Below are 16,905 nucleotides of genomic sequence, written 5' to 3' on the forward strand. Positions count from 1 at the left end.
AGGCGCTATGGACATACCCAAGGACCGCTTTTACACCAAGACCCACGAGTGGGCCCTGCCCGAAGGGGACACCGTTTTGGTGGGCATCACCGACTATGCCCAGGATGCCCTTGGGGACGTGGTGTACGTGGAGCTTCCCGAGATGGGGCGCAAGGTGGAAAAGGGGGAGGCGGTGGCCGTGGTGGAGAGCGTGAAGACCGCCTCCGACATCTACGCTCCGGTTTCGGGAGAGGTGGTGGAGGTGAACGCCGCCTTGGAGAAGACCCCCGAGCTCATCAACCAGGACCCCTACGGGGAGGGTTGGATCTTCCGCCTTCGTCCCCTGGACATGGGGCACCTGGACGACCTTCTGGATGCCGCGGGCTACCAGGAGGTTCTGGAAAGCGAGGCCTAAGGCGGTTGGTATGGCGGGCTCTGGGCTTTGGGGCGCCCGGGCGGCCTTAACCGGGCGGCGAAGCCCTTCTGTAGCCCCGGGTCAAATGGCCCGGGGGTCTTGTTTAAGGATGGACCTATGGACTACACGCCCCATACCGAGGAGGAGATCCTGGCCATGTTGGAGAGGGTGGGGGCGGGAAGCCTCGAGGACCTCTACCGGCACCTGCCGGAGGAGGTGCTGAACCCCGAGATTGCCCTGCCCGAGCCCCTGCCCGAGTGGGCGGTGCTGGAGGAGCTCAAGCGGCTTGCAGCGAAAAATAAGCCCGCCTTCAAGGCCTTTTTGGGAGGGGGGATACGGAGCCACCACACCCCTCCCGTGGTCCAGGCCTTGGCCAGCCGGGGGGAGTTCCTGACCGCCTACACCCCCTACCAGCCCGAGGTGAGCCAGGGGGTTTTGCAGGCCACCTTTGAGTACCAGACCATGGTGGCGGAGCTTGCGGGCCTCGAGGTGGCCAACGCCTCCATGTACGATGGGGCCACCGCCTTGGCGGAAGGGGTGTTGCTGGCCCTCAGGGAGACGGGCAGGATGCGGGTCCTGGTCTCCCAGGGGGTGCACCCGGAGTACCGGGAGGTGCTCCGGAGCTACCTGGAGGCGGTGGGGGCGGAGCTTATCACCCTGCCCCTGGAGGGGGGCCGCACCCCCTTGCTGGCGGTCCCCGAGGGCACGGGGGCCGTGGTGGCGCAAAACCCCAACTACCTGGGGGCCCTGGAGGACCTGGCCCCCCTGGCCGAGGCCGCCCACGGGGCGGGAGCGCTTTTCGTGGCGGTGGCCGACCCCCTTTCCCTGGCGGTTTTGGAGCCCCCAGGGGCCTACGGGGCGGACATCGCCGTGGGGGACGGGCAGAGCCTGGGCCTGCCCATGGGCTTTGGCGGTCCCCATTTCGGCTACCTCGCCACCCGGAAGGCCTTCGTGCGGCAACTGCCGGGGCGGCTGGTCTCGGAAACGGTGGACGCGGAGGGGAAGCGGGGCTTCATCCTCACCCTCCAGGCCCGGGAGCAGTACATCCGCCGGGCCAAGGCCAAGAGCAACATCACCACCAACGCCCAGCTCACCGCCCTCATGGGGGCCATGTACCTGGCGGCCTTGGGACCCGTGGGGCTTAAGGAGGTGGCCCTGCAGGGCGTGGCCATGGCCCACCGCCTGTGGGAGCTTCTCTTGGCCCTCCCCGGGGTGGAGCCCTTTACCCCAGAGCCCTTCTTTAACGAGTTCGTCCTCCGGCTTCCCCGGGATCCCCGGCAGGTGCAAGAGGCCCTGGCGGCACGGGGCTTCCACGCCGCCAGCCCCGTGCCCCGGGAGTACGGGGAGAACCTGGCCCTTTTCGCCGCCACGGAGCTCCACCGGGAGGAGGACCTTCTGGCCCTACAGGCCGCCATGCGGGAGGTGCTGGCATGAGCTACCCCTTGATCTTTGAAAGGAGCCGCAAAGGGAGGCGGGGCCTAAAGCTGGTGCAGGGGGCTCCCGAGGCCACCCGCTACATCCCGGAGAAGTTCTTGCGCAAGGCCCCACCCCGGCTTCCCGAGGTGGACGAGCTCACCCTGGTGCGCCATTACACGGGGCTTTCCCGCCGCCAGGTGGGGGTGGACACCACCTTCTACCCCTTGGGCAGCTGCACCATGAAGTACAACCCCAAGCTCCACGAGGAGGCGGTGCGGCTTTTCGCTGACCTGCACCCCTACCAGGACCCGAGGACCGTCCAAGGGGCCTTGGAGCTCATGTGGCAGCTTGGGGAGTACCTGAAGGCCCTCACGGGCATGGACGCCATCACCCTGCAGCCTGCCGCGGGGGCCCATGGGGAGCTCACCGGGATCCTCATCATCCGCGCCTACCACGAGGACCGGGGGGAGGGGAAGACCCGCAGGCTGGTCCTGGTCCCCGACTCCGCCCATGGCTCCAACCCCGCCACCGCCAGCATGGCGGGCTATCAGGTTAAGGAGGTGCCCTCAGGACCCGATGGGGAGGTGGACCTCGAGGCCCTGAAAAGGGAGCTTGGGTCCCACGTGGCCGCCATCATGCTCACCAACCCCAACACCCTGGGCCTTTTTGAGCGGCGCATCCTGGAGATCTCCCGCCTGGCCAAGGAGGCCGGGGTCCAGCTTTACTACGACGGGGCCAACCTGAACGCCATCATGGGCTGGGCCCGCCCGGGGGACATGGGCTTTGACGTGGTGCACCTGAACCTGCACAAGACCTTCACCGTGCCCCACGGGGGCGGGGGGCCGGGCTCGGGGCCCGTGGGGGTGAAGGCCCACCTGGCTCCCTACCTGCCCGTGCCCACGGTGGAGCGGGGCGAGGAGGGCTTCTACCTCAGCTTGGACCGCCCCAAGAGCATCGGCCGGGTGCGGAGCTTCCACGGCAACTTCCTGGCCCTGGTGCGGGCCTGGGCCTATATCCGCACCCTGGGGCTTTCTGGCCTGAAGAAGGCCGCGGCCCTTTCCGTGCTCAACGCCCGCTACCTGAAGGAGCTCCTGAAGGAGAAGGGTTACCGGGTGCCCTACGACGGGCCCTCCATGCACGAGTTCGTGGCCCAGCCCCCCCAGGGGTTCCGCGCCCTGGACTTGGCCAAAGGGCTTTTGGAGCTGGGCTTCCATCCCCCCACGGTTTACTTCCCCCTGATCGTGAAGGAGGCCCTCATGGTGGAGCCCACGGAGACCGAGAGCAAGGAGACCCTCGAGGCCTTCGCCGAGGCCATGGGGGAGCTTTTGCAAAAGCCCAAGGGGTGGCTGGAGGGGGCTCCCTACACCACCCCGGTGCGGCGGCTGGACGAGGTGCGGGCCAACAAGTACCCCAAGCTCACCTACTTTGACCAGGGGTAGGGCGAGGCAGGGACCGAGGGGGAGGGGCACCCAACCCCTCCCCCTGGCTTAGCCTCGGCTCACTTCTCCACGGGCAGGTTGGCCCCGGTCCAGGCCTTATACCCACCCAGGATGCTCTTCACGTTGTAGCCCTGGCCCCTGAGGAAGACCAAGGCCATGGCCCCGCGGTGCCCGATGCCGCAGTAGACGATGATGGGCTTACCCTTGGGGATTTCGCCAAGGCGCTTGGGCAGGTCGCGGATGGGGATGTTCACCGCCCCGGGGATGCGGCCATCCTTAAACTCCGAGGGCTCCCGCACGTCCAGGATGAAGACGTCCAGGGTGTCCATCATCTGCTTGGCGGCGGCGGGCTGGATGCCGTAGTAGTCTGCCGGCAGGGTGGCGAGGAAGTTCCCCACCTCCCGCACCGTGAGGGCGGAGAAGGTGGTCGTGGTGGCCTGGGCCAGCACCGGAAGGACCAACAAAAGACCTAGCCAAGCGAGCTTCTTCATGCCTTTCATCACACACCTCCTTTGCATTCCCTAGGGGCTTCGGCCCCTAAAGGCCAAGACCTTGCCACTGGCCAGCAAAGACCAAAAGCGCCCGAAGGCCGGCAGCCGCCAGGAGCCCCGCCCAGGGGGAAAGCCGCTCCCGCCAGAAGGTTCCCAGACCCAAGAGGAGGAAGAGGCCGTAGAGGAGGCCGCCTTCCTCCCAAAGGTGCTCCCGAGCCTCCGGAGAGAGGGTGAGGGGGTAGAGGAGGGCGAGGAGGAGGGAGGCGCCAACCAACAGGCGCAACGGATAAAAGGCCCAGGGGCTCTTTAGAAGCGCCGCCACCCCCAGGGTGAGGGCTAGGGCGGTGAGGGGGAAGAGCCCAGCCATGAGGGCGTTCCAAAGCGGGCGGTTGCCGTTTACCGTCAGGGCCATTCCTGGATAGGCGAGGGCCACCAGGCTGAAGACGAGGAGGGCCCAGCTCAGGACCCGCTTTGGCCCCTTCCCCAGGTGGAGGAGGCCGGCGGTGAGGAAGCCCAGGGCAAGCCCCCAGGCGCCCCACCAGATGGGGCTTTGCGGACGGAAGGAGAGGAAGAGCCAGACATGGCTGAAGCGGAAGCGGGCGGGAGACTCGGCCCAGAGGACGAAGAGGTCTAGGGCGATGAAGAGAAGGGCGAGGAGGGTGTAACGCCGGGCCTCCTCGTGCTCCTTGAGGTGGAGAAGGGCGGCGAGAAGGGCCGTGCCCCCCGCCAGCCCCACCAGGACGAAGTGAAGGGCATTGGTCCAGTGCCAAAACTCCCCGGCGTTGGGAAGGCCGTAGAACTCAGTCATGGCGCACCTCGCTTTCCCGGGTGAGCCCCTTCTTGGATGGGGCGTTGAGGTAGAAGAGCTTGGGCCTTGTGCCCTGCTCGGGCCGGAGCACGTCCACCCGATCCGCTGCTTTGAGGGCTTGGGATACGGGGCTTTCCGGGTCGTCCAGATCCCCAAAGGTGCGGCAGTACGTGGGGCAGGTTTCCACGCAAGCAGGGAGGCGCCCCTTCTCCAGCCGGTGGGCGCAGAAGGTGCACTTGCTCACGTAGCCCGCAGGATGCAGGTAGCGGGCATCGTAGGGGCAGGCGGCGATGCAGGCCCCACAGGCGATGCACTTCTTTGGGTCCACGAGCACTAACCCGTCCTTGGTCTGGTAGCTGGCCCCTGTGGGGCAGACGGGGACACAAGGGGGGTTTTCGCAGTGCAGGCACTGTTCGGGGCGGAACTCCACCACCAGGTCCGGGTAGGTGCCCAGTTCCCGCTCCCGAATCCAAAGGTTGAAGACCCCGGGGGGCACCTGGTTTTCCATCTTGCAGGCCACGGCGCAGGCGGCGCAGCCCACGCAGAGGCTTAGGTCTATGGCCATGGCGTAGCGGGGCATCACATCCTCCTTTCGTCAAAGGGGCGTTTGGCCAAGGAAACCAGGCTGGGCAGGCGGGGTTTTTCCGTCTTCTCCAGCTTGACGAAGTTGACCCGGAGGCCGGCGCCGCCGGAGATGGGGTCCAGCTTGTAGCGGGTCTGGAGGTAGGTGTCCGAGGCCCCCCGCCCGTGGGCCACCTTCATGAGAGGGGCTTTGTGGCCGAAGCCGTGGACGATGTAGACGCAGTCTTTGCGTATCCTCTCCGTGGCCTTCACCCGCACGGGGCCCTCCTTGACCCCGTCCTGGTTCACCAACATCACGTAGTCTCCGCTCTTCAGGCCCAGCTTTTGGGCCTCCTCCCGGTGGATCCAGACCTCGTTTTCCGGGTCCATCTCCATGAGGACCCAGTTGTTTTGCGTGCGGGCGAAGGTGTGCACGGGGCTACGGCCATAGAGGAGGCGGTAGAAGCCAGGGGGGGGTTCCTCCGGTGGGGTAAAGACGGGCAAGGGCTGGTGGCCTGCGGCTTTGAAGGCCTGGCAGTAGAGCTCGATCTTCCCAGAAGGGGTGCCAAAGGGAAGCCGGCCCTCCTTTTCCCAGTCCTCCAGCCAAGGCTTGCCCTTCTGCACCAGGGTGCCCATGGTCTTCAGGGTTTCCAGATCAAAGCCGATGCTCTGCAGGCGGGTGTTCAGGTACTCCTCGATGTCCTTCCAGGGGAAGAAGGCCTCCAGGCTCAGCCTCAGGCCCAGCTCCCGGGCGATCCACCAGCCGGGCTTGGTGTCAAAGAGGGGTTCGTGGGCGGGGACGCGGAGCTGGATGAAGGGGGTCTTGTGGGCCACGGCCACCAGGTCGTCGTAGCGCTCCAGGTAGGTGGCCTCGGGCAGGATCACGTCCGCCCACATCACGTGCTCCTGGGGCAGGACGTCGATGGCCACGTAGAGGTCAAGCTTCCGGAGAGCCTCCTTGGTGCGGGGTACGTTGGGGATGGCGTGGAAGAGGTTCACCCCGTAGGCGATGAGCCCCCGGATGGGGTAGGGCTCCCCGGTGATCATGGGCTCAATGAGTTCCTGGATGGCGGTGGTGCGGGCGAAGAACTTGCCCTTGTCGGCCCGGGGTTTGTAGCCTTCGGGCTCGTGGTCTCCACCGGAAGGCCCGGAGCACCCGCCGGCCGCGGGTTCCAAGGGGAGGGGCGGGGTGGGGTATTTTTCCAGGTAAGGGGTTTGGGCGATGTAGAAGCCGCCCGGCCGCCCGTAGTTCCCCAGGAGGATGTTGACGTAGTAAAGGGCCATCATGCGGTAGGTGTCATCCCCGTACCACACGGTGTGCCGGGTGGGGGGGAGGACCGCCTTGGGCTTGTGGGCCGCCATCTCCCGGGCCACCTGGCGGATGGTTTCCGCGGGGATTTCCGTGTGCTTTTCGGCCCACTCGGGGGTGAAGTCCTTGACGTGAGCCTTGAGCTCCTCAAAGCCCGTGGTGTATTTGGCCACGTACTCCTGGTCGTAGAGGCCCTCGTAGATGAGCACGTGGATCCAAGCCAGGAGCAGGGCGGTGTCGGTGCCGGGCTTGATGGGAAGCCACAGGTGGGCCTTGGCCGCGGCGGTGGAGTGGCGGGGGTCCACCACCACCAGCTTGGCCCCCCGCTTCAGGGCCAGGGCGAAGTCCTGGAGCTGGGTGTTGTGGGTGTCCTCGCCGATGTGGTGGCCGATGAGGACGATGTAGCGGGCGTTCTCCCAGTCCACGGGTTCGTGGCCGCCGATGGGACGGCCGAAGACCCACTGGGAGGCCACCTCCCGGGGAGCGGTGCAGATGGCCACGGAGGGCTTGGCGGCGTTGGGGCTACCCCAGGCGGCGGGGAGGAAGTCCACGAACCAGGAGTCCCCGGTGCCATGGCCGAAGAAGGCGATGGCCTCGGGGCCGTATTTCTCCTTGATCTCCAGCATCTTTTTGGCCACGTGGTCCAAGGCCTCCTCCCAGGTGGCCACCCGGTACTTGCCCTCGCCCCGTTCGCTGCCCTCCACCCGGATGAGGGGGCGCTTCAGGCGGTCGGGGTCGTAGGTGGTCTGGGGCATGCCCTGGCCCCGGGGACAGAGGCGGCCCCGGCTTTTGGGGTTGGCCTCGTACCCCTCCACCTTGTAGACCCGGTTGCCCACCGCGTGGGCCACGATGCCGCAGCGCCAGAAGCAACCCTCGCAGATCTGGTAGACGCTCCGCACCTCCTGGGCGTACCAGGGGGCCTTGAGGGCCCGGGCCGGACCGCTCCCCTTGAGGGCCAGGGCCCCTACCCCCAGGCCCAGGGCGCTAAGCTTGAGAAACTCCCTTCTTTGCATGCAGGGCCTCCTTTAGCAAGTCCACCAGCTGGGCGTAGAAGCCGGTGGGGTCGTGGTCCTTGACTGCCTGGGTGAAGCCTTCCAACCAGGGCAGCAGAAACTCCGTCGCCGCCCGCTGGGCCAGCTCGGGCCGCACGGGGCTGAGAAGGGCGATGGCCTCCCCTAGGGCCGCCAGGTGGTCGGGCAGGTCCCGCCACGAGTCCTGCACCTCGAGGCCCCCCTCCCGGTAGAGCTCCAGGAGGCGGTACAGGGAGGGCCCCAGGAGCTGCCCGTCCAGGGCGTAGCCCGCATAGGGCGGGGCGGGCACCCCTTTGGGGTTAGCCACGAAGAGGGCGGTGTAGGCGGCCTGAAGCTCCTCTGGGAGCACCCGGGGCAGGGCCACCGGGTGGCCGGTGAGCTCCTCTAAGGCCTCCTCCAGGGTGCCCGCGGCCAGCTCCCGGAAGAGGGCCTCGCCCGGGGGGGCGAAGAGGCTTGCGGTGACCCAGCCCAGGAGTTCCATGCTTCACCTCCTGGCCTCAGGGTAGGGCTTGCACCTTGTTTCACAAGACAGAGGGCTTTACCCCGGGGGTGTCGGAAGGCTTCCTAAGGCAAATGTCCTGGGGAAGGGGGTCCCAAAAGGGCCCTGGCCTGGGCGTGCCGCCCTGGGAACCCGGGGCTCGCCCCTAAGAAGGGGCTTTAGGCCAGCCCGTGCTCCCGGGCCCAACGCACCAGGTCGGGGGTGTCCATGAGGCCCAGCTTGTTCAGGGCCCGCCCCTTGTAGGTGGAGGCGGTCTTTACCGATACCCCCAGGCGCTCGGCCACCTGGGAGAGGGAGTAGCCTTGGGCCAAGAGGGCCACCACCGCCTTTTCCCTTTCGGAAAGGACCTCGGGGCTGGGGGTGGCCTGGCCCTCGAGGAGGGCCTCGGTGAGGCTTGGGTGGAGGTAGCGCAGGCCCCTTGCCAAGCGCTCCAGGGCCTCGAGGAGCTCCTGGTCCAGGGCGTGCTTGGGAAGGTATCCCTTGGCCCCGAGCTGGAAGGCCCGGGCCACGTAGGCGGGTTCGTCGTGCATGGAGACCACCAGCACTTTGGCCCGCTGAGCCAGCTTCGGTAAAGCCTCAAGACCCCCCATGCCGGGCAGGTTCAGGTCCAGGAGGACCATTTCCGCCTCCCAGGGGGCGTCAAGGGCCTCCTCGGCGCTGGCGAACTCCGCCGCCACCTCGTGGCCCCCCTCCTCCAGGAGGAGCCTAAGCCCCTTCCGGACCAGATGGTGGTCCTCCACCAGCACCACCCTCATACGGGCACCCCGAACTCCACCCGCGTTCCCTGGCCGGGGGCGGCGTGGACCTGGAGGCTTCCCCCTAGCCCTTGGATGCGCTCCTGCATACCCAGAAGCCCCACGGAGGGGGGGGTCTTTTCCGGGTCAAAGCCCACCCCATCGTCCTCCACCACCCCGAAGAGCCGGTCCCCCTGCCGCCACAGCCGCACCTTCACCCTCTTGGCCTTGGCGTGTCGCAGGACGTTGGTGAGGGCCTCTTGCACCACCCGGAAGAGGGCCACCTCCTTTTCCTTGGTCAGGGGGGGTACCTCCAGGTGGGCTTCCACCTGGAGGCCGTTTTTGGCGTAGGCCTCCAGGTAGCGTTTTAGGGCCTCCTCCAGCCCCAGGTCGTCCAAAAGGGGCATGCGCAGCTCCCGGGAAAGCTTCCGCACCTCCTCCAGGGCCTCCGCCACCCGCATGCGGGCCTCGGGGAGTTTCTCGCGGCGCTTCTCCGCCACCTTCAGGGTGAGGAGGGCGGCGGTGAGGAGGCTCCCCACCCCGTCGTGAAGCTCCCGGCCCACCCGGCGCCTTTCCTCCTCCTGGGCCCAGAGGAGCCTCCCGGAAAGCTCCAGCCCCGGGCGCTTCAGGGCCAGGAGGAGGAGGGCGGGGAGGGCTTCGGGGGGCTTCTGCCCCTCGTTCAGGCTCAGGACCACCACCGCCAGGGTCTTTTCCCCCTGCCGGATGGGTAAGGCCACGAGGGGTCCCTCCTCCACCTTCTCCCCCTGGACCAGGACCGCCTCCGCCAGGTGGCGGGAGCGGGCCACCAAGGGGCAGGAGGTGCGGCAGGCCTGCATCTGCAAAAGGCTTAGGTCCTCGCCCACCCAGTAGGCTTCCCCGCAGCGGATCACCCCGGCCTCCTCCAGGGCGGCCAGGGCCCGGCGGAAGACCTCCTGCCGCCCCCTGGCCCCTACCAGGGCTTCCGCCAAGCGCAGGCAGTCCATGTTTCCAGCCTAGCCGCCCGAGCGGGGGAGAGGTGTCCCTAAAGCCCAAAATAGGCCCGGGCGGCCTCCACGTCCTGGGCGATCTGGGTCCTGAGGGCCTGAAGGTCCGGGAAGCGCCTTTCCTCCCGCAGGCGCTTCAGGAAGGCGATCTGCATCTCCTCCCCGTAGAGCTCGCCGGCAAAGCCCAGAAGGTGCACCTCCAGCCTCCTTTCCGTGCCGTTTACCGTGGGCCTCGAGCCCACGTTGGCCACACCCTTGTGGCGGCCGAAGGTCCCCTGGGCCTCCACGGCGAATACCCCGGGGGGGAGGACCTTCTTTGGGTGGACGGCCAGGTTGGCGGTGGGAAAGCCCAGCTTCCTCCCCAACTTTTCCCCCTCCACCACCACCCCGTAGGCCCCGTAGGGCCGGCCTAGGAGGTGGCGCGCCTCCTCCACCCGGCCCTCTTGCAAGAGGGTGCGGATGCGGCTGCTTTTCACCGGCTCTCCCCCCAGGGTCAGGAGGGGCACCGTGCGCACCGGGGCCACCCGGGCCAGGTCCTCGGGGCCCCCGCCCCGCCCCTTGCCAAAACGGAAGTCTTCCCCCACATAGATGCGGCTGGCTCCAAGCCGCCTGAGGTCCTCCAAAAACGCCTCCGCCTCCCTCTGGGCGAAGGTCTCGTTGAAGGCCACCGCCAGGATCAACTCCACCCCCAGGGCCCTAAGGGCCTCCACCTTTTCCGTGAGGTCCATCAGGAACCCCTCCCCGCGGGTGAAGACCTTGGTGGGGGGGTCAAAGGTGTAGACCAGAAGGGGCAGGCGCAAGGCTTTGGCCTCGGCCAGGGCCTGGCGGAGGAGGTGCTGGTGGCCCAGGTGCACCCCGTCAAAGGAGCCCACCGCCACCACCTTGGCCCCCTTGGGAACGTCAGCGACCTCGGAGAAAAGCATGGTAGTAAAGCACCCCCACAAGCCCGGTGGCGGAAAACTCCACCTCGCCCCTTTGGTGCATTGCCAAGGCCTTTTCCGGCTCCAGCCAGACCACCTCTATCGCCTCATCCTCATCGGGGGTGGCTTGGGTTGCCCTCAGGTTCTGCGCCAGGAAGACGTGGGTCTTTTCGTCGGTGAAGCCTGGGGAGACGTAGTAGCTGAAAAGGGGCGTGAGGTCCCCCAAAAGGCCCGTTTCCTCGGCCAGCTCCCGCCGGGCAGCTTCCAGGGGGTCCTCTCCCGGCTCTATGAGCCCCGCGGGGATCTCCAGGGGGGCGAGGCCCACCGCCGGACGGTGCTGGCGCACGAAGAGCATCTTCCCCTCCTGGACCGCGATGACCGCCACCGCCGGCTTGTGCTCCACGATCTCGTAACGGCCTTCCAGGGCCAGGCTCAGGATGCGGCCCCGGTACAGGTAGGTGCGGCTCACGTCCCCATGTTAAAGCCAAGGGCCCCGGGGGTGTCCCCCGGGGCCCGCGCAAGGGAATCACTGGAGGGCGTTCAGGGTGGCCAGGAGGACGGAGCGGGTGTAGGTGGGGTTATGTACCCCCTTGGAGCCGTCGTTGACCAAGAGCAGGTAGTTCCAGCTGGCCCGGACGATGGGGTCCTTGGTGGCGAAGACGGGCTGGCCCTTTTCGTCCTTGATGTCCCCCAGCTGGCTGTAGAGCACCGTGCCGTCGGTGAGGGTCATCTTGAAGGCGATCTGCCCGGCGATGGAGAGGATGTCCACCCGGTAGACGGGGGCCTTCACCGGGGTGTTGGGGGTGAACTGGCCGTTTTCCGGGTTGTAGGCCCGCACCGTCTTGATGCGGTCCCGCACTGCCAGCACCCGGGCGTTCACCTTGCTGCGCACGAGGGAGAGGAGGTGTTCGGTGTTCTCCTGGACCATCTCCTTGGTGTACTTGGCCCCGTGGCAGGAGGCGCAGGGGTTCTCCGGGGTCTTGAAGGTATGGCTGGAGTACTCCCCGGTTCCCGCCAGGCTCATGTGGCAGGTGGAGCAGGCGTTCCCGGTGAAGAAGGCGTGGGGGTTGGGCCAGTCCTTGGTGTCGTCCACGAAGAAGGCGTTCTTGCCCAGGATCACGTCCCCTTGGCTCGAGGCGTGGGGGTAGGTGTAGCGGCCCGGATCCTCGGCGTTCCAGGCGATTCGGCCGTTGCGGGAGTTGTGGCAGGCGATGCACAAGGCGGCGTTCCCCACGGCGGTGGCCTTGAAGCCCGAGGGGAGCATGGGGGTGTCGTGGACCAGGCGCAGGTCCCCGTCCTCGTCGTGGCAGGTCTGGCACGTGATGGGCTTGACCTGGTCCTTGGTGAGGCCAAGGCTCTTCAGGTAGTCCACGGTGGCGGGCTTGCCGTCAGGGCCCACCAGGTTGCCGGGGTTGCCCTTCTTGAGCTGCTCCAGCCAGGCCAGAAAGCCCTGCTCGCTGTGGCAGCGGGCGCAGTGGGCGGCGCCCTCGGCCCGGGCCTCCACGGTGGCCACGCTTAGGGTTTTGTCCCCCATGACCCCGTTGTTGTGGGCGCTCTGCTCCCACTCCCTTTGGATGGCCTCCTTGTTGGAGAGGGCCACCATGAGGCCGAGGGCCAGGAGGGCCAGTACGGCTCTTTTCATAAGCAACCTCCTTATTCCCGTTGGACACCCTTGCCAGGGCTGGAGTCAAGGGTAAGATGTCCCGCTAAGCTGGGAGCATGTGGCTAAGCGATGGCCGGAGGAGCCTCCTGGTGGAGGGGGAGCGGATCGCCCGGCTGGAGGCCGGGGCCAGGGGCCTGCGCTTTGAGGCCATCACCCCGGGTCTACAGGACGCCCACGCCCACCCCCTCTACTGGGGGATGGCCCTGCGGGGCCTGGACCTCGCTGGGCTCAAGGAGCCGGAGAGGGTGGCGGAAAAGGTGGCGGAGGCCGCAAGGAGCCTCCCCCCGGGCGCCTGGGTGGAGGGGGCGGGGTTTCTCTTCCCCAAGCCCCCGCCCCCGGGGCTTCTGGACCGGGCGGCCCCGGGGCACCCCGTCTTCCTCCGGAGCCGGGACCACCACTCCGCCTGGATCAACCGCAAGGCGGCGGAGGTGGCGGGTCTCGGTCCGGGCACACAGCCCCCCCAAGGGGGCGGTTTCCTCAGGGACCACCAGGGGGTGCCCTATTACCTGTTGGAGCGGGCCCAGGAGCTTCTCCTTCCCCACCTGCCCCCGCCCTCGCCCCAGGACCTGGAACGCGGCCTTTTGGACTTCGCCCGGCGGGGGTACACCGCGGTGCACGCCATGGGGTATGAGCCCCTCGAGGCCCTGGACTGGGCCCTGGGCATGGAGCTCCCCGTGCGCCTTTGGTGGGCCTTGCCCCGGGGGGCCTGGCGGGGGCGCACGCCCGGCTGGTATGGGGACCTCCACCTGGCCGGGGTGAAGTTCTTCGCCGACGGGGCCTTGGGGAGCCGCACCGCCTGGATGCACCACCCCTACCCGGAGGGTTCCTTCGGGATGCCCCTGGACCGGGAGGAGGAGATCCTGGAGGAGGGGGAGGAGGCCCTAAGGGCGGGCTTCACCCTGGCGGTGCACGCCATCGGCACCCGGGCGGTGGAGGCGGCGCTTTCCGTCTTCCGCCGCCTGGCCCCCCTGGCCCGGGAAAAGGGGCTCATCTTGCGCTTGGAGCACGTGCAGCACGTGCGCGACCCGGCCCTTTCCCTTTTCCCTGGCCTCCCCTTGGCCCTTTCCCTACAGCCCCTGCACCTCTTGGAGGACGCCGCCCTGGTGCGGGCCTATGGGTTTCCCCCAGGGGAAGCCTTCCGCTTTCGGAGTCTCTGGGCCACGGGGTTGCCCCTGGCCTTCGGCTCCGACGCCCCTGTGGCCAAGCCGGATTACGGCCGGAACCTCCTCGCCGCCACCTCCCATCCCCTGGTTCTCGAGGAGAGCCTTTCCCCGGGAGAGGTCCTTTGGGCGCACACTGAGGGGGCTTCCCTGGCGGCGGGCTGGCGGGATTACGGCCGCCTGGAGGCAGGGATGCGGGCGGACCTCACCCTCTGGGAAGGGGGAAGGCCCGTGGGCCGGGTGTACCGGGGAAGGTTGGAGCTATTTTCGTGAACCCCCGGTATACTGGCGGCGTGTACGGGGTGCTGGTGTGGCCACCCGAGGACCTGCGCCGTTTTATGGAGGAACTTCAGGTCCAGCATGGGGTAAGGGGCTTTGGCCCCCCGCACCTCAACCTGCGCCAGCCCTTTGACTGGCCCTATGAGGAGGAGGCTTTGAAGATCGCCCTCGCGGGGATTCTCCGGGGCCATGCCCCCTTTCGCCTGCGCCTTGGGGGTTGGGGGTATTTCCCCCAGGGGGTGGTCTACCTGCGGGCCTATGGGGGCGGGCCCTTCCGGCGGCTTTACCACGCCCTGGAGCCCTTGGCCCCGCCCCTGAAGGAGCTGGAGGGGCCAAGCTACCTGCCCCACCTCACCCTGGCCTTAGGCCTTGGGGAAGAGGAGGCCAGGCGCCTGGCCCATAGCCTGCCCCCTCCTCCTCGGCGCTCCTTCCTGGTGAAGGAGGCGGCCTTGGTCCGGGACGAGGAAGCGGGCCACCTCCTGGAGGTGGCCCGCTTTCCCCTGGGGGGAGGCTAAGGGCCGGGGTCCTCGGGAAGGCTTTGGGCGTCGCCCCTTTCTATTCAGGCAACCCCCATGCCTCGGCCCCTAGTCCAGGAAGTCCCTAAGCTTGCGGGTGCGGGACTCGTGGTACTTGAGCTTCCGCAGGGCCTTGTTCTCAATCTGGCGGATGCGCTCCCGGGTCACGCCGAAGTAGGCCCCCACCTCCTCGAGGGTGTGCTCCCGCCCGTCGATCAGCCCCTTGCGGAGCTTCAGCACCATGGCCTCGCGCTCGGAAAGCTTGGAGAGGGCCTTTTCCAGCTCCTCGGCCAAAAGGCTTTGGGCGGCGGCGTCCACGGGGGAGGGGAGGTTCTCGTCGGGGATGAAGTCCCCGTAGAAGCTGTCCTTTTCGTCCCCGATGGGGGTTTCCAAGGAGACGGGTTCCTGGGCGATCTTGAGGGTTTCCTCCACCCGCTTGGCGTCCCAGCCGGGACCCATGGCCTCGGCGATCTCCTCGTAGGTGGGCTCCCGGCCCAGTTCCTGCTGCAGTTGCCTGGCGGTGCGGGAGAGCTTGTTGATGGTCTCCACCATGTGCACCGGGATGCGGATGGTGCGGGCCTGGTCGGCGATGGCCCGGTTGATGGCCTGGCGGATCCACCAGGTGGCGTAGGTGGAGAACTTGAAGCGGCGCTTGTACTCAAACTTCTCCACCGCCCGGATGAGTCCCTGGTTGCCCTCTTGGATGAGGTCCAGGAAGGAAAGCCCCCGGCCCGTGTACTTCTTGGCGATGGATACCACCAGGCGGAGGTTGGCCTCAATGAGGTGCTGCCGGGCGGCCTCCCCTTCGCGGGCGATGTGCAGGTAGCGCTTAAGCTCCCGGGGAAGGCTTTTCAGCTTGGCATCCACCTCCTCCACCGTTTGGGGATCCAGCTTTTCCCGGAGGCCGGGGATCTGACCAATGCGGGCCGTCCCCAGGATCTTGGCCCGCACCACCTCCCGGATCAGGTCCTGGTCCAGGCCCGTGGCTTCGGAGAGCTTCTTGATGGCCTCCATCCCCTCCTCCACCTTCCGGGCCAGCTCGATCTCCTCCTCCAGGGTGAGGAGGGGGACCTGGCCGATCTCGTGCAGGTACTGCCGCACGGGGTCCGAGGTGGCCACCTTGGGGAGGGCCAGCTCTTCCTCTTCCTCAAAGAGCTCCTCGCCCAGGTAGTCTGGGGAAGGCCCCTCCTCGGGGAGGAGGAGGTCGTCGGCCTCCAGGAAGCCCTCCTCCGCCATGGGGTCTAGGGATTCCTCCAGGAAGATCTCGGGGGCGAGGTCGGGGTCTTCCCCCTCCAGCTGGGGTTCCTCTGGGCCCTCCAGCTGGAGGGGATCCTGGGAAGAAAGGGCCATCGCCTCCGGTGCCCCTTCCTCCTGGGGAGGGGTTTTCCCCCGGTTTTTCGCGGCCGCCCCCCCAGGGCTCCCCTTAGCCGGGGAGGCCTTGGGGGGTTTCTCCGGGGCGGTGGTGGGCTCTTGGGTCTGGACGGCCATCCTTTCCTCTTCCCCAGCGGTAGCCTGCTTCTTCTTGGTCTTCTTCAAGGCGGACCTCCCTTTTTGGTCTTTATCCCCCTTGGGCTTTTTGGGCGAAAAGCACCTTGTACTCCCTTACCAAAAGCGTCCTGAAAGCGCCAAAGCGCTCCTCCAGTAGGGGCTCATACTTGAGAAAGGGGTTTGCCACCAGGAAAAACCCGCCGCCCGGCTTTAGCCGGGCCGCCGCTTCCACGAAGGCCTGGGCCACATCCAGGATAACCGCTCCCCCCACGTGAAAGGGGGGATTCGTAACTATGATGTCAAAGGCCTCCCCTTCTGTCAAGGCCTCGTCCACATCGGAGTGGAGCACCCGGGCGGCAAGGTGGTTTTCCGCCAGGCTCCTTTCCAAGGAGAGGACCGAGACCAGGTCGTCCTCCAGGGCGGTCACCTCGCCCCCCAGGCGGGCCAAGGGCAGGGTGAGGGCCCCGTAGCCTGCCCCCAGGTCCAGGATGCGCTTGCCCCGGAGGCCTTCCCGGCCCACCTCCCCCACCAGGGCTTCCAGAAGAAGCGCCGAGGCCTTGTCCACCTTCCCAGCGGAGAAGACCCCGGGGAGGTGGAAGAAGGTGAAGGCTTCCCCCAGAAGCCTGGCTTCAAAGCGGTGCCAGAGGGCGGGTAGGGGCGGGGCTTCTTTTTCCTTTTCCAGAAGGGCCACCCGCACCGGGCCCTCCCGTTTGAGGACCTTGCCGTACCCCAAAAGGGCCTGGGCCTCCTTGAGGTAGCGCTCAAACCCCTTGTTCTTGTCCCCGGCCAGGTAGACCCTTCCCCCCATCCCTAGGGCGCGGGCCGCGGCCACCAAGGAGGCCTCCACATAGGCGGTGCCCCGGCCAGCGGGCAGGGCCAGGACCACCAGGTGGTAAGCGTCTTCCTCCGTTTCCCAGGGGGGAGCGAGGCGGGCCTTCAGACCGCTGGCCACAAGGCAACGGAAGGCGGCTTTGGAGGGCTCCAGCCTCTCCACCTCCATCCGGCCTTCCAAGGGAAGGCTTCCCAGACCCACCCCGGGGTTGAGGTCCAGGGCCCTTTCGCCAAAGGGGGCCACGGCGCTTTGCAAAAGCTCGTAGACGGGGTCCCGGTACCCCCGGGCTCCGGGTTTCACATAGAGCACCCCCCCGGGTCGGGGGAGGGGGGTGAGGCGGTGGTACTCCGCTAGGGTCATGCCCACAGGGCCAAGGATAAGGG

Annotated in this window: 17 protein-coding genes; 5 read left to right on the forward strand and 12 right to left on the reverse strand. The window is 67.4% G+C overall.

The window, feature by feature from the left end:
• Positions 1 to 7: 7 nt before the first annotated feature.
• The 3 genes from gcvH to gcvPB all read left to right on the forward strand — a co-directional run bounded on the left by gcvH (position 8) and on the right by gcvPB (position 3,249).
• Complete coding sequence (gene gcvH / locus BS74_RS03485; protein WP_038056099.1) at positions 8 to 394, forward strand: glycine cleavage system protein GcvH; 387 nt, start codon at positions 8 to 10, stop codon at positions 392 to 394.
• 117 nt (positions 395 to 511) lie between these two features.
• On the forward strand, positions 512 to 1,828 hold the full coding sequence (gene gcvPA / locus BS74_RS03490) for an aminomethyl-transferring glycine dehydrogenase subunit GcvPA (RefSeq protein ID WP_038056101.1): 1,317 nt from the start codon (positions 512 to 514) through the stop codon (positions 1,826 to 1,828).
• On the forward strand, positions 1,825 to 3,249 hold the full coding sequence (gcvPB, locus tag BS74_RS03495) for an aminomethyl-transferring glycine dehydrogenase subunit GcvPB (protein WP_038056103.1): 1,425 nt from the start codon (positions 1,825 to 1,827) through the stop codon (positions 3,247 to 3,249). Before gcvPA ends, gcvPB begins: the two co-directional genes overlap by 4 nt.
• A 59-nt stretch (positions 3,250 to 3,308) precedes the next feature.
• Here gcvPB and BS74_RS03500 read toward each other — a convergent pair whose 3' ends face one another.
• The 10 genes from BS74_RS03500 to BS74_RS03545 all read right to left on the reverse strand — a co-directional run bounded on the left by BS74_RS03500 (position 3,309) and on the right by BS74_RS03545 (position 12,227).
• The gene (locus BS74_RS03500) at positions 3,309 to 3,749 is read right to left on the reverse strand and encodes a rhodanese-like domain-containing protein (protein WP_038056105.1); all 441 of its coding nucleotides are present in this window, start codon (positions 3,747 to 3,749) and stop codon (positions 3,309 to 3,311) included.
• 37 nt (positions 3,750 to 3,786) lie between these two features.
• A complete protein-coding gene (locus BS74_RS03505; protein WP_038056107.1) occupies positions 3,787 to 4,548 on the reverse strand; it encodes a polysulfide reductase NrfD family protein in 762 nt (253 codons plus the stop codon).
• Positions 4,541 to 5,128: a 4Fe-4S dicluster domain-containing protein gene (locus BS74_RS03510; RefSeq protein ID WP_038056109.1), complete on the reverse strand. Its 588-nt coding sequence runs from the start codon at positions 5,126 to 5,128 to the stop codon at positions 4,541 to 4,543. The genes BS74_RS03505 and BS74_RS03510 overlap by 8 nt, the downstream gene beginning before the upstream one ends.
• Positions 5,128 to 7,431, reverse strand: a complete 2,304-nt coding sequence (locus BS74_RS03515; RefSeq protein WP_038056111.1) for a molybdopterin-dependent oxidoreductase — start codon at positions 7,429 to 7,431, stop codon at positions 5,128 to 5,130. The genes BS74_RS03510 and BS74_RS03515 overlap by 1 nt, the downstream gene beginning before the upstream one ends.
• The gene (locus BS74_RS03520; protein WP_038056113.1) at positions 7,403 to 7,930 is read right to left on the reverse strand and encodes a TorD/DmsD family molecular chaperone; all 528 of its coding nucleotides are present in this window, start codon (positions 7,928 to 7,930) and stop codon (positions 7,403 to 7,405) included. The genes BS74_RS03515 and BS74_RS03520 overlap by 29 nt, the downstream gene beginning before the upstream one ends.
• Before the next feature lie 176 nt (positions 7,931 to 8,106).
• Positions 8,107 to 8,703: a response regulator gene (locus BS74_RS03525; RefSeq protein WP_038056115.1), complete on the reverse strand. Its 597-nt coding sequence runs from the start codon at positions 8,701 to 8,703 to the stop codon at positions 8,107 to 8,109.
• Positions 8,700 to 9,665 carry a sensor histidine kinase gene (locus BS74_RS03530; RefSeq protein ID WP_038056117.1) on the reverse strand — a complete coding sequence of 322 codons (966 nt, stop codon included), beginning with the start codon at positions 9,663 to 9,665 and terminating at the stop codon, positions 8,700 to 8,702. The genes BS74_RS03525 and BS74_RS03530 overlap by 4 nt, the downstream gene beginning before the upstream one ends.
• 38 nt (positions 9,666 to 9,703) lie before the next feature.
• Positions 9,704 to 10,588: a riboflavin biosynthesis protein RibF gene (gene ribF / locus BS74_RS03535; RefSeq protein ID WP_038056119.1), complete on the reverse strand. Its 885-nt coding sequence runs from the start codon at positions 10,586 to 10,588 to the stop codon at positions 9,704 to 9,706.
• On the reverse strand, positions 10,566 to 11,054 hold the full coding sequence (locus tag BS74_RS03540; protein ID WP_038056121.1) for an NUDIX domain-containing protein: 489 nt from the start codon (positions 11,052 to 11,054) through the stop codon (positions 10,566 to 10,568). Before BS74_RS03540 ends, ribF begins: the two co-directional genes overlap by 23 nt.
• Before the next feature lie 57 nt (positions 11,055 to 11,111).
• Positions 11,112 to 12,227 (reverse strand): hypothetical protein, encoded by a 1,116-nt coding sequence (locus BS74_RS03545; protein WP_038056123.1) that lies wholly within the window; start codon positions 12,225 to 12,227, stop codon positions 11,112 to 11,114.
• Between the two features lie 77 nt (positions 12,228 to 12,304).
• Here BS74_RS03545 and BS74_RS03550 point away from each other — a divergent pair, with 77 nt between their 5' ends.
• Positions 12,305 to 13,681 (forward strand): amidohydrolase, encoded by a 1,377-nt coding sequence (locus BS74_RS03550; protein ID WP_038056125.1) that lies wholly within the window; start codon positions 12,305 to 12,307, stop codon positions 13,679 to 13,681.
• 20 nt (positions 13,682 to 13,701) lie between these two features.
• Complete coding sequence (locus tag BS74_RS03555) at positions 13,702 to 14,202, forward strand: 2'-5' RNA ligase family protein (protein ID WP_038056127.1); 501 nt, start codon at positions 13,702 to 13,704, stop codon at positions 14,200 to 14,202.
• A 69-nt stretch (positions 14,203 to 14,271) separates the two neighbouring features.
• On the opposite strand, the gene rpoD is transcribed toward BS74_RS03555, so the two are convergent.
• Both rpoD and BS74_RS03565 read right to left on the reverse strand, forming a co-directional pair.
• Positions 14,272 to 15,552 (reverse strand): RNA polymerase sigma factor RpoD, encoded by a 1,281-nt coding sequence (gene rpoD / locus BS74_RS03560; RefSeq protein ID WP_051946878.1) that lies wholly within the window; start codon positions 15,550 to 15,552, stop codon positions 14,272 to 14,274.
• Between the two features lie 208 nt (positions 15,553 to 15,760).
• Positions 15,761 to 16,882 carry a class I SAM-dependent methyltransferase gene (locus BS74_RS03565; RefSeq protein ID WP_185747683.1) on the reverse strand — a complete coding sequence of 374 codons (1,122 nt, stop codon included), beginning with the start codon at positions 16,880 to 16,882 and terminating at the stop codon, positions 15,761 to 15,763.
• Positions 16,883 to 16,905: the final 23 nt, after the last annotated feature.

This window comes from Thermus amyloliquefaciens (assembly GCF_000744885.1).
GTDB classification, from domain to species: Bacteria; Deinococcota; Deinococci; order Deinococcales; family Thermaceae; genus Thermus; species Thermus amyloliquefaciens.